This is a genomic window from Burkholderia sp. YHN3-13 (assembly GCF_055810675.1).
This window is the reverse complement of sequence record NZ_JBVVNQ010000007.1, coordinates 86,018-98,787: the sequence shown is the minus strand read 5'-3', so window position 1 is coordinate 98,787 and position 12,770 is coordinate 86,018. Positions and strand designations below refer to the sequence as shown.

At 57.8% G+C, this 12,770-nt stretch carries 8 protein-coding genes; all 8 read left to right on the top strand.

Going from position 1 to position 12,770, the window contains the following annotated elements; genetic code table 11:
* Positions 1-5 precede the first annotated feature (5 nt).
* The 8 genes from AC0KUR_RS17945 to AC0KUR_RS17910 all read left to right on the top strand — a co-directional run bounded on the left by AC0KUR_RS17945 (position 6) and on the right by AC0KUR_RS17910 (position 12,673).
* Positions 6-659, top strand: coding sequence for an ABC transporter ATP-binding protein (locus AC0KUR_RS17945; protein ID WP_034187188.1), 654 nt, complete (start codon positions 6-8; stop codon positions 657-659).
* Positions 660-735: 76 nt separating this feature from the next.
* Complete coding sequence (locus AC0KUR_RS17940) at positions 736-2,598, top strand: methyltransferase domain-containing protein (protein WP_175027622.1); 1,863 nt, start codon at positions 736-738, stop codon at positions 2,596-2,598.
* Positions 2,595-5,504, top strand: coding sequence for a rhamnan synthesis F family protein (locus AC0KUR_RS17935; RefSeq protein WP_473376251.1), 2,910 nt, complete (start codon positions 2,595-2,597; stop codon positions 5,502-5,504). The genes AC0KUR_RS17940 and AC0KUR_RS17935 overlap by 4 nt, the downstream gene beginning before the upstream one ends.
* A 101-nt stretch (positions 5,505-5,605) precedes the next feature.
* Positions 5,606-6,664 (top strand): dTDP-glucose 4,6-dehydratase, encoded by a 1,059-nt coding sequence (gene rfbB / locus AC0KUR_RS17930; RefSeq protein WP_473376250.1) that lies wholly within the window; start codon positions 5,606-5,608, stop codon positions 6,662-6,664.
* Positions 6,665-6,901: 237 nt separating this feature from the next.
* A complete protein-coding gene (gene rfbA / locus AC0KUR_RS17925) occupies positions 6,902-7,786 on the top strand; it encodes a glucose-1-phosphate thymidylyltransferase RfbA (RefSeq protein WP_034187192.1) in 885 nt (294 codons plus the stop codon).
* A complete protein-coding gene (locus AC0KUR_RS17920; protein WP_257786211.1) occupies positions 7,783-7,905 on the top strand; it encodes a hypothetical protein in 123 nt (40 codons plus the stop codon). The genes rfbA and AC0KUR_RS17920 overlap by 4 nt, the downstream gene beginning before the upstream one ends.
* A complete protein-coding gene (locus tag AC0KUR_RS17915) occupies positions 7,902-10,190 on the top strand; it encodes a glycosyltransferase family 2 protein (protein ID WP_059557308.1) in 2,289 nt (762 codons plus the stop codon). The genes AC0KUR_RS17920 and AC0KUR_RS17915 overlap by 4 nt, the downstream gene beginning before the upstream one ends.
* Before the next feature lie 191 nt (positions 10,191-10,381).
* On the top strand, positions 10,382-12,673 hold the full coding sequence (locus AC0KUR_RS17910) for a glycosyltransferase family 2 protein (protein WP_473376249.1): 2,292 nt from the start codon (positions 10,382-10,384) through the stop codon (positions 12,671-12,673).
* Positions 12,674-12,770: the final 97 nt, after the last annotated feature.

Here is a 12,770-nt window from a genome sequence, read left to right as displayed (position 1 = left end):
CCGGCATGATTGAACTGCGTAATGTCACCAAACGGTATTCGATCCATCACGGGCGATCGCATCGCGAAGTGCTCAAAGGCGTCAACCTTCGTGTTCAGGCGGGCGAGCGGTGGGGCATCCTCGGCCGCAACGGAGCGGGAAAATCTACTCTGATTCGCATTATCAGCGGGTCGGACAAACCGCATTCCGGCGAGGTCATCAAGACGATGTCGGTATCGTGGCCGCTGGCATTCGGCGGGACGTTCCAGGGTAGCCTGACCGGCAAGGACAATGTGCGGCTGATTGCCCGCATATACGACGTCGATTATCGCAAGACCCTTGATCTGGTCGAGGATTTTGCCGAACTCGGTGCGTATCTTGACGAGCCGGTCAAATCGTACTCTTCCGGGATGGCCTCGAGGTTGGCTTTTGCCATTTCGATGTCGATCGAATTCGATTGCTTCCTGATCGACGAGGGCATGTCGGTCGGCGATCACCGTTTTCATCAGAAATGCAATGTCGAGCTGTTCGAAAAACGGGGTGATCGCGCCATGATCATCGTTGCGCACCAGACGGATCTGATTCGCAATGTCTGCACTCATGCCGCGGTTCTGGAAAACGGCGTGCTCAAGACTTGCGAGACCGTTGAGGACGCGATTCGACTTTATGAGTCGCTTTGAAATAAAGCGAGAGTGAACTCTATGTATAAGGAAGCGGCGTATGCATGACACTGCATATAAGATTGGTGGTCTGGTCATGGATACCTATTTGCCATCGATCCCTTCGAAGATACTCGAGATCGGCGCGCAGAACATCAACGGCACATTGCGAGATCATTCTCCGCGCAATGCCGAGTATGTCGGGCTGGATTTTGTGGCGGGAGACGGGGTCGATGTCGTCATCACCGGCATCAGCGATTGGGGCGTACCGGACGATCACTTTGATCTGGTCATCGCGTCATCGGTCTTCGAACATGACAATGCCTTCTGGCGGACCTTTATCGAGATGTGTCGGAAGGCGAAGCCGGGTGGGCATGTTTATGTCAGTGCGCCTTCCAATGGGTCGGTGCACCGCTATCCGAAGGATTATTGGCGCTTCTACCCGGATTCCGGGCTTGCACTGGAAGAGTTGGCGCGCACCGAAGGCTTTGAGTTGACCCTCGTGGAAAGCTTCGTCGCAGAGCGGGAAGCTGATTCGTGGAACGATTTCTGTGCCGTGTTCCGGCGCGGGCCGTGCGATGCCGAGCTCAATCTGGACTTCGTCCACAACAAGGTGCGTTGTACCAATGCGCTCAACTGGCGGTCGTCGCTGATTGTCGATTCGATGGAAGCGACAGAGGACATGCGTCTTCTGCGTCAGGCACGTGACGACGCGGAGCGGGCTGTCGCGCACCAGCGCTCTTTCGAGGCGCGTCTCGCGGAACTGGCTGATCAGAAGGCGGCGAGCGAAAAGCACTTGCACATCCAGATTGGCGGTCTGACGCAGTTTCTTCAGGAGCGCGACCAGCAACTCGAGACGCAGGGCGGTCAATTGCGGGCACTGACCGAGGAACTTGAGAAGGAGCGTGCCGACGCCATGGCGTCGCAGCGCTCTTTCGAGGCTCGGTTGGCGGAACTTGCGGCCGAGAAGGCATCGAGCGAAGCCGGTTTGCAGACGCGAATCGATGAATTGACGACGCTTGTTCGGACGCGCGACCAGCATCTTGCGGATCAGGACAATCAGTTGCGGGTGCTGACGGAGAGACTCGAGAAGGAGCAGGCCGGCTCTGCTGTATTGCAGCGTGCTTTGGAGGCCCAGCATGCCGAGTTCGACGCTCAGAAAACGGCGAGCGAAGTGCGCTTGCAGGAACGGATCGGCGAATTGGTACAACTGATTCGCGAGCATGACGAGCATCTGGACGAACAGAGCGGGCAGCTGCAGGCGCTGACTTCCGAGCTTGCGACGGAGCGGGCAGAGGCGACTGCGAGACAGGGGGCTTTCGAGGCCGCGCTTGCGGAGCTTGCTGTTCAAAAGGCAGCGAGTGACGAGCGCCTGCAGGAGAGATTCCGTGAGATTGGCGGGCTGACGCGGCTTATCCAGGAGCGTGATCAACACATCCACGAACGTGATCACCATATCGCGGAATTGCGCACGCAGTTGCAGGCAATGACGTCGGACCGCGCGAGGGAGCACGCCGACTCCACGGAGATGCAGCTTGCTCTGGAAGCGCGGCTCGCGGAACTTGCCGCGCAGAAGGCGACAAGCGAAGAGCGCCTGCACGAGCGTTTTCGCGAGATCGGCGGGCTGACGCGGCTCATTGTGGAGCGCGATCAGTACATTCAACAGCGCGATCAGCAAATTTCCGGCTTGAAGATGCAGATCGAATGGTTATGCCGGGTTATTTCGGTGTTGACGAAAGGTTTTTCGACTTCCAGCAAGGCGCGAGCGCTCGCTTGGCTGCCGGCGTATTTCAGCCACAAGAGACAGAAGGTCTCGCTGAAAGAGCAAGGCTTGTTCGATCCGGATGATTATGTCGCTACCTATCCCGACGTTCTGGAAGGCAGGGCAGACCCTCTGCGGCACTACATCAATCACGGCATCAACGAGGGACGCATTATTAAAAAAGGGGTGCGACTGTGATCGACACTATCAATGAGAGAGAAGTAGCCGCTATTCGCGGGTGGAAGCATTTCGATGCCGAGTGGTATTTGCGGGAGTATCCGGATGTCGGCTGGATTGGTCTCGAGCCGGCATATCACTATTTGTGGATAGGCGCCCGGATCGGCCGACGGCCGTCGGCCAACTTTACTTATTTCACGGAAAATTATTCCGGAACCAGAGATCTCCTGAAAAGAATCGATGAAGGCGATTTTTCGGATCGGCCGGATATCGGGCATGTGCGCGCGCAGCCGGCGGAGTTCGTCGGCCCGGGCGGCATCGACGTGGCTGCGGTTCAAGGCATGTCCGTGGCCGTACACGCGCATATGTACTATGCGGATCTGGCCGGAGAGTTCGCGCAGTACCTGAGCCGGATCCCGTGTTCGTTCGATCTCTATGCTTCCACGGCAAACGAGGCGGCCCGCGAGTCCGTCGAGAAGGTATTTGCGACCATCCCGAATGCCGCCCGCGTTGATGTTCGTGTCGTGCCCAATATCGGCCGTGACATCGCTCCGTTCGTTGTCGAGTTCGGCAAGGATCTGGCGAAATATGACGTCATTTCGCACATCCAGACGAAAAAGTCGTTGTACAACAACGGGAAGACGGACGGCTGGCGGGAGTATCTGCTAGGTTCGCTGTTCGAGCAGCCGGAAAGAATCGCACTGTTCTTGCGCGCGCTCAAGAGCGGTCGCTACGGGATGATTTATCCGCAGTGCTTCTACAACTTGCCCTACATGGCCAATACCTGGTTGGCCAATTCGGGCGTGGCGCGAGCGTGGGCGCCGCGTTTCGGAGTGGAGAAGCTCCCAGACGGGTATTTCGATTTTCCGGCCGGATCGATGTTCTGGGCGTGTACGGAAGCCGTGCGGCCTTTGCTGGAAGCGGGGCTGGAGTGGAGCAATTTCCCGCCGGAACAAGGGCAGACCGACGGAACGCTGGCTCACGGCATCGAACGGATGCTGGGTGTTATTCCGACGTCCCGGAATTTCCAGCTCGGTGTCATTCGTGACACGCGGACGCCGAGCTGGTCGCGTTGGCGGCTCAATCAGTACATCGACCGGCCGCTCGCGCATCTGCACTCGATGATCGAAAGCGATGATGTGAAGGTCGTTGCGTTCGACATTTTCGACACCCTGCTGACCCGACCATTTCTCGATGCCGACTACGTCAAGTGTTTGCTGGACGCCGAATATGCGCGGCAAGGGATCGCCGGTTTCCGCGAGCTTCGCGTGCAGGCCGAAGGTCGGGCGCGGGAAGCCAAGGGACGCGATGTCGACATCCACGATATCTACCGGCACCTTGCTGTCGACGACCGCGGGGAGCGGAAATCGCTGACGCCTGACCGGGAAATCGATCTCGAGATCAAGTCGGTCCGGCCGCGGCATGAAATGGTGGCGCTCCTGAAATTCGCCGCTCAAAAGGGCAAGAAGGTTATCTTGGCCAGCGACATGTTCCTGACGCGGGCAGTCATCGAAGAGATGCTGCGGCGTTGCGGCGTTGACGGCTGGGACCATCTTTATCTGTCGTCCGAAGTCGGCGTGCGCAAGGATAGCGGCAAGCTGTACGAGCATATTCTGGCAGAAGAGAAAATTTTGCCGTACCAGATGGTGATGATCGGCGATAACGAGCGATCGGATTTCCAGATCCCTGCGGACATGGGCATCCGGGCAACGCACGTCGTCAAGCCGATCAACATGATGCGTGCGATGCCGCTACTCACCGACCTGATCCCGGATGCGGAAACGGCACCGGCGGCCGATCAGTTCCTGTTCGGCACGCTTGCGTCGGAAAATTACGGACCTGTCAGTTATCCCGATTTCTCGGCCGACGACATGTTCGGCTCGAGCGCACGGTCGATCGGCTACAGCCTGCTCGGTCCGATCGTGGTCGCGTTTTCGGAATGGCTGCGTGGCCAGGTGCGGGACAACAACCTCAATCGTCTGTATTTCCTGGCGCGCGAGGGCAAGTTCCTTAAAGAGGTCTTCGATTGCTGGCAGGGCGGCCTGGAGCAAGCGGTTCGCAGCGAATATCTGCTGATCTCTCGCCGGGCTGTCACCGTGCCCTGCATTCGCACGGTCGAGGACATCTTCGACATCGCGGCTGCCAACAACTTCTATGGCGCGTCCATGGCGATGTTCCTGGACGAACGGTTCGGCACCGTACTGGACGATCGGCAATGGGCCGAATGCGAACGGGCGAAGGTATGGGCGCGGCACGAGCCGCTGACGATCATGGATCACGATATTGATCATATTCGCCCCTTCCTGCACTTCATCACGCCGCATATCCTCAAGCAGGCCGGGCTGGAGCGTGCGAACGCGGTGGCTTATCTGCGCGACAAGGGGCTCTATACCGATAGCCGGGGCGCCGTGGTCGATGTCGGTTATGGCGCGACCATCCAGCGGCATTTGATCAAGCTGCTCGATCAGAAGGTGCACGGCCTGTATCTGATGACCGATACCAAGGGACAGTCGCTGGAGGCCGGTGCCGGCGTTCGGGCGGCAGGATGCTTTGCGGAGGGTGTCGAACGTGCGCCTACCGCGCCGCTCATGTTCCTGAACAGCTTCCTGCTGGAAAAGATGCTCAGTGCAGATGACGAGCAGGTGATTCGTTACGCCTCTACCGATTCCGTCGAGTTTCGTGAATCGGGTGACTACATCGATCAAGGGCGGAAATGCCGGCACGAGTTGCAGCAGGGGGCCATGGATTTCGTCAAGGAAGCGGTTCGTTTCCGCGACGACATGTCTGGGTCGCTGCAAATCAGCAAGGCGCGTTGTGAGGAACTGTTTTCGCGGTTCGTTGCGAGATTGTCCAGCAACGAAAAGCGAATTTTCTCGTCTCTCGCGCTCGACGATTTCTACTGCGGCAGAGGCATCGTGGCCGAGTGAGCATGGTGCGTGATTGCGGCGGAGGCAGGGTCCGATGTCGGCGAATGCCCCGCAATCACGCACGGGACATCAATTTTCTGAAATGAGTAAAGGTAGCGAGTATGTTGCTTATCACGGGGGGCGCAGGGTTCATCGGCGGAAACTTTGTCCTCGATTGGCTTGCCGGTTCGGATGAACCCGTCGTCAATCTCGACAAGTTGACTTATGCGGGGAACCTGGACACCCTGAAATCGCTGGAAGGCGATGCGCGGCATCATTTCGCCCGGGGTGATATCGGTGATTGTCACCTTGTTTCAAGGTTGCTCGCCGAGCATCGGCCGCGTGCGGTGATCAATTTTGCTGCCGAGTCGCATGTCGACCGGTCGATTCACGGCCCGGGAGATTTCATTCAGACAAACGTTGTCGGGACCTTCAATCTGCTCGAAGCAGTGCGTGCCTACTGGTCCGACCTCGCGGCAGACGAACGCCAGGCGTTTCGCTTCCTGCATGTCTCTACCGACGAAGTATTCGGCACGCTCGGTGCGGATGATCCACCATTCACCGAAACCAACACGTACGAGCCGAACAGCCCGTATTCGGCGAGCAAGGCCACATCGGATCATCTGGTACGCGCCTGGCACCATACGTACGGGTTGCCGGTGGTGACCACCAATTGTTCGAACAACTACGGTCCCTATCATTTTCCCGAGAAGCTGATTCCGCTGATCATCCTGAATGCGCTGGCCGGCAAGCGGCTTCCGATCTACGGCGATGGCCAGCAGATTCGCGACTGGCTCTACGTCAAGGATCACTGCTCGGCGATCCGCGCGGTCCTGGCGAATGGTGTGCCCGGCGAGACCTACAACGTCGGCGGCTGGAACGAGAAGCCGAACATCGAAGTGGTGCGGACGATCTGCGCGATCCTCGACGAACTGCAGCCGCGCGATGACGGCGAGTCGTATGCGGAGCAGATCAGCTTTGTCCAGGACCGGCCGGGCCATGACAGGCGTTACGCAATCGATGCCCGAAAGCTCGAGCGCGAGCTCGGCTGGAAGCCCGCCGAAACCTTCGACACGGGTATCCGGAAGACGGTCGAGTGGTACCTGACGAATCAGCAGTGGGTGCAAAACGTCACGAGTGGCCAGTATCGTACGTGGATCGACCGCCACTACGCACAATAGTCGCCTCGCCTGACAAGTCGCGGCATTAGGGGGGAGGAACGGGCGCGAGTATGCGCATCGCGGCGTTTGCGGAAGTGCGTAGCGTCGGTCTGGCGTTGTGCACTTGCGATATCGCGGCGGTTGCGGCACATGAGTTTCAGCATCCCGCAAAGCGACCCATGGAGGCCCGTCTCGATTGCCACATGGCACGGTGACGTATTCGAGCAACTGCACGACTGAAACGGAAGAAGAACGAGCATGAAGCGCAAAGGCATTATTCTTGCCGGAGGGTCGGGTACCCGCCTTTATCCGGCGACACAGGCAGTCAGCAAGCAACTGCTGCCGATCTACGACAAACCAATGATCTATTACCCGTTGAGCACGCTGATGCTGGCGGGGATCCAGGATATCCTGATCATTTCGACGCCCCAGGACACGCCGCGATTCGAGCAGTTGCTGGGTGACGGATCGCAGTGGGGGATCCGTCTGCAATACAAGGTGCAGGCCAGTCCGGACGGGCTCGCACAGGCGTTCCTGTTGGGCGAGTCCTTCATCGATGGCGATCCTTCGGCGCTGATTCTGGGCGACAATATCTTCTATGGGCACGATCTCGGCGGACTGTTGAAGAGCGCGGTCAGCAAGAGCGTCGGCGCCCAGGTCTTCGCCTACCATGTACAGGATCCGGAGCGATACGGTGTTGTCGAGTTTGATTCGGCGGGCAAGGCAATCAGTATCGAGGAAAAGCCCGAAGTGCCGAAGTCGCATTATGCGGTGACCGGACTCTATTTCTACGATGAGCAGGTGGTGGAGTTTGCGAAATCGCTGAAGCCGTCCTTGCGTGGAGAACTGGAGATCACGGATCTCAACGCGCTGTATTTGAAGGATGGTTTGCTCAACGTGCAGACGATGGGGCGCGGTTTTGCGTGGCTTGATACCGGTACGCACGATTCGATGCTCGAGGCCTCGCAGTTCATCGCGACGATGGAGCACCGGCAGGGGCTGAAGATTGCGTGTGTCGAAGAGATTGCCTATCGGTTTGGCTACATCGACGACGAGCAGTTGGAGCGTCTCGCGCAACCCCTCAGCAAAAACGGCTATGGCCGCTACCTGCAGGGCATTCTGAAGGAAGGAACGGGCCGGTGAACGCAATTGCGACCACCACTCCGGGTGTGAAGCTGTTCAAGCCGAAGGTATCGGGCGACGCGCTGTTATCCGAAACGGATGCAGCGGCGCCTGCTTTCGAGGATGCCGAATACTTTTGAGCCGCCTCCTGCGCAAGCCCATGTTTGACTTCAATGCCCTGCGCCTGACGTGGGGGATGCCGTTCCTGGTCGATTCAACCAGTGCCGAAATGCACGCGTCGGAGGATCGGCCGGGAACCCGAGTGTATCTGGTCGACGTCCGGTTGCTGCCGGGTTGGTACATGATCGAGCTGCGCACGAGCAGTCATGCGGCGCAGCTGCGAGCGCGGGTAAGGCTGCCCGGCGGGCCGTCGGCTGAAACGCTTGCAATGGCGCTCGGCTCACGGCAAGTGAGCAAGCGGCTTGTGCATCTCCCGGCGCGGGGAAAGATCGAGATCGAGATTGATTTCGACGATCCGTCTGCCGATCGCATCGAGACGTTCCGCCTTGCCCGGGTCACGTCGCGGTTTGCGCATTCGCGCATCATGACCAAGCTCGAAGCGCTGCATCCGAGATACAAGCCGTGCGGCGATGACTACGATCTTGCGGACAGCCGTCGCGGGCGCGGCGACATGGCGCAAGCGTGGCGCGACTACTGTTGCCTGTTCGAGGAATCGGAGCTGCTGGTTGGGTACCCGGACTGGATTCGACATTTCGATACGCCAAGCCTCGACACGTACAAGATCATGCAGGATAGTCTCCATCGCTTCGCCACCAGCCCGGTGTTCGCGATCGGCATGGAGGTGTCCGATGTGCCGTCGCCGCACTGGGAAACGGCGATCCGTTCGGTTGCAGCGCAGATCTACCCGAATTGGCAACTTCTGATCGTCGATCGACGCCCCGGCGCCGACCGTACCGATTTGATCCCGCGGGACCTTCGTGACGATGCGCGCATCCGTGTGATTCCGGATCACGCCTTGGCAAACGTACATTCGACGCTTGACCGCACGCTTGCCGAAAGTGGCAACTGGGTCGTGTTCTTCGGACAGGATGACGTACTGCCGCGACATGGTCTCTACGTCGTGGCGGATGCGATCGACCGGCGCCCCGATGTCGATCTGCTCTATTCGGACGAAGACTGCATCGACATCGACGGTGTTCGGCACAGTCCACGGTTCAAGAGCGACTGGGACGAGGATCTGATGCTCTCGTCTGATCTGTTTTCCGGCCTTGGCGTTTACCGAACCGAAGTGTTTACTTTGTCCGGCGGGCGGGATCATCGCCACGGGGTGGCGTCGCGTTACGACATGACACTGCGGTGTCTCCCGCATACCACTCAGGATCGGATCCTGCACATTCCGCGTGTGCTTTACCACAAGCGTGCCGAACCCGGATCGACTCAGGACCCGGTTGCCCGACGTGACGCGCGCGATACACGCAGGCTTGCGGTCGTACGTCACCTGTCGCGGGCCGGTATTCAAGCGACTGTTTCGTCGACGGCATACGGCCATCACGTACGGTACCCCGTGCCCGAACGGGCGCCGCTCGTCACGCTCGTGATTCCTACCCGCAACGGGTTTTCGTTGCTTAGCCGTTGCGTCGATTCGATTATCACCAAGACGCACTATCGAGCATTCGAAATCATCATTGTCGATAACGGATCGGACGACCCGGATACCCTCGACTACATGGCGCGGCTTGCAGTCGATCACGGGGTACGCATCCTCCGGGACGATCGTCCGTTCAATTATTCGGCCCTCAACAATCGTGCGGTCGAAATGGCGAGCGGGGAGTTCGTCGCGCTCGTCAATAACGATGTGGAAGTCATCGATGGCGACTGGCTCGATGAAGTGATGGGGCACGCGTTACGGCCGGAAGTCGGTGTCGTCGGTGTCAAGCTGCTCTATACAAACGGAAGCGTTCAGCATGCGGGCGTCATCGTCGGGCTCAGCGGCTGCGCGGATCACCTGCATCGCGGGTTGGGACGCGACGAGCCGGGATATCAGGCACGTGCGGTCACGACGCAGTCCTTGTCCGCGGTCACCGGTGCATGTCTTGTCGTTCGGCGGTCGTTGTATCAGCAACTGGGCGGCTTGAACGAGGTCGATCTCGCCGTTGCATTCAACGATGTCGATTTTTGCCTGCGCGTTCGTCAAGCCGGCTATACGGTGCTCTGGACACCGCACGCCGTGCTGTATCACCACGAATCCGCAACGCGGGGGCAGGACGATACCGCCGAGAAGATGGCCCGTGCCGCTCGGGAGATCGATTACATGCGGCGTCATTGGCATGACCTGATCGCGAACGATCCGGCTTATAGCCCGAATCTCTCGCTCGATCGATTCGATTGCCAGTTGGCGTGGCCGCCGCGTGTTGCATCGCTCCGGCGTCTCGCGCTTCGTACGCCCGGGGTAGCGGCAGATTGAGTGCCGATCCTTGACCGTAGTCTTGTCAAGGCTTGCCCCGTGCGGACTTGATGTGCTTCACCGTACTCGCTCGGACGGTGCATGACGGGGGCGCGAGACTGTATGTACGCTGTCTCCGCTTGCGCGCCGCGCGCGACATCTCGGGCGGCGGGACCGATTTGTCGCCGGTAGCTTCTCCATTTTCGATCAATATGAAAGATTTTCTCCTGTCGATTGTGCGTCGAACCGTTCGATTCAAGGTCAATCCTGTCCGGGATCTGGCTTTGTCCGGGCCGACGTCTTCCGACTGGATGTCGACAGGCGAGCATCCCCTCTTCGATCTGGCGCCGGAGAGCGGGGCCGATGTCGTCCCGACGGGCTGGGTGCATATCGAATCCAGGATGATCCGGCGGGGCGCGCATCTGGTGGCCCGGCTCCACGTGGATACCGGATTGGGTTTTACCGATGCAGAGTCCTTTGTCATTCCCGCGACTCGGCTGGGAATTGTCAAACATGTCGTCAGAATCTCGCCCGGGGCGCGCCGTTTGCGGCTGTCGCCCATGTGTGGCGAAGGTATCGTCCGGTTGGAGTTTCTGCGAATCACTCGAATAACTCGTGCAGAGAAGGTTATCAGAATGGCCGGGCAGGTAATCGGTGATCTGATAAAATTCAAAAATACCAATCAAGCAAGAAAATACAATCTCACTTGGACTCGTTTGTTGACGGATCTGGAGGGCGCATACGCGGATTGTGCAAAATTGCGATTCCATTCTGCTCCGATGGATTACGAATCGTATGTAAGAAAATTTGATACCTTGCGTCAATCCGATATTTCAGAGATCAGGCAGCACATCGATTCTTTCATCAAGAAGCCGTTGATTTCGGTTCTGATGCCGGCGTGTGAGGCATCGATCGATTACTTGAAATCTGCCGTGCAGTCCGTTTTCGGGCAGATCTATGAAAATTGGGAATTATGCATTGCTGCCGACGAGGTGAATGATCCGGAAGTGGTTTCGTATTTGGAGTCGGTTTCTGGAAAAGATGATCGGGTAAAGATTGTTTCTCGGGAGATGGGTGGATGCGTATCAATCGCTGAAAATAGTGCCCTCGAGATGGCGACGGGGGAGTTCGCCACGATTCTCGGCCGAAATGATGTTCTCTCGCTTCACGCACTTTATTTCGTTGCCTTGAAGGTCAATGAAATTGATGGACTGAATGTAATATATTCAGACAAGGATGAAATCGATCGAAACGGGATTCGAGGCGATGGCTGTTTCAAGAGTTCCTGGAACCCTGACCTGTTTTTCTCCTGCGATCTGATTTCGCATCTGGCTGCGTATAGAACATCCGTCTTGCGCGAGATAGGCGGGTTTCGGGTCGAATTCGAGGGCGCTCAGGACTACGATCTCGCACTTCGTTGCGTGAAAGCGAGCACGGCGTCCCAGATTTGTCATATCCCGCGCGTGCTCTATCATTCCCGGCGTGGGAATGGGCCCGGATGCGATCCGGACAATGGCATTGGCCAGGCCGGGCAGAGGGCGCTTTCGGATTACTTCAAGGATCAACCCGGAGTGAGCGTTTCCTGCGGGCATCTAGCTGGAACTTATCGGGTGCAGTATCCGGTGCCCACGCCCGCACCAAGGGTCACCGTCATCATACCGACTCGAGATGGCGGCCCGTTATTGAAGAAATGCATCCATAGCCTGTTTCACGGAACCTCCTATGAGAACCTGGAGGTCATCGTGGTCGATAATCAAAGCGAAAGCCGGGAGACGGTTGATTATTTGCAGTCCCTGTCGGCGAAAATCGGTGTGATGGTTTTGAAGTATGATTTCCCTTTCAACTACTCTTCAATAAACAACTTCGCTGTCAAGCATGCATCAGGCGATGTGCTGTGTTTTTTGAATGACGACGTGGAAGCAAGCGAGCCGGACTGGTTGAAAGAGATGGTTTCGCACGCGTGGCGCCCGGAGATCGGTGCCGTAGGGGCGAAGCTGCTCTACGCGGACGGATTCATCCAACATGCGGGCGTGGTGATGGGGATTGGCGGTTTCGCCGGCCATGCGCACAAGTTGTATCCCGCGGCGCACCCGGGCTATGCCGGGCGTGCGATGTTGACGCAGAATTTCTCGGCAGTCACGGGAGCGTGCCTGGTCATGCGGCGTGAAGTGTTTCAAGCTGTTGGTGGATTTGACGAAGAAAATCTTCCGGTGGCATTCAACGATGTCGATTTGTGCCTTCGTGTGCTGGAAGCGGGCTATCGAATATTGTGGACCCCTTACGCAGTCTTGTATCACTATGAATCCTATAGCAGGGGCGATGATCAGATGTCTCCCGAGAAGCGCGCCAGATTTAATGGGGAGAAGAGCTTCATGCTTTCCAGGTGGCGAACCGATCAATTTAATGATCCGTACTACAATGAAAATTTGACCCTTGATCGGGAGGATTTTGCTATTTCGGATTTTTCAAGGGTATGTAATCCCTGGCAAGCTCGAGCGAAATGAGTTGTTTTTGCTATTTTAAAATTCTTCCGGAATACAGGTGGGATTCCGTGAAGGAATAGGATTTTTGGCTGTTATGTGATCCCCCTGGTGTATCCCG

Bases quoted from the DNA above. Each gene is read 5' to 3' on its own strand.
- AC0KUR_RS17945 (WP_034187188.1), top strand. From the start codon at position 6: ATGATTGAACTGCGTAATGTCACCAAACGGTATTCGATCCATCACGGG.
- AC0KUR_RS17940 (WP_175027622.1), top strand. From the start codon at position 736: ATGGATACCTATTTGCCATCGATCCCTTCGAAGATACTCGAGATCGGC.
- rfbB (WP_473376250.1), top strand. From the start codon at position 5,606: ATGTTGCTTATCACGGGGGGCGCAGGGTTCATCGGCGGAAACTTTGTC.
- rfbA (WP_034187192.1), top strand. From the start codon at position 6,902: ATGAAGCGCAAAGGCATTATTCTTGCCGGAGGGTCGGGTACCCGCCTT.
- AC0KUR_RS17910 (WP_473376249.1), top strand. From the start codon at position 10,382: ATGAAAGATTTTCTCCTGTCGATTGTGCGTCGAACCGTTCGATTCAAG.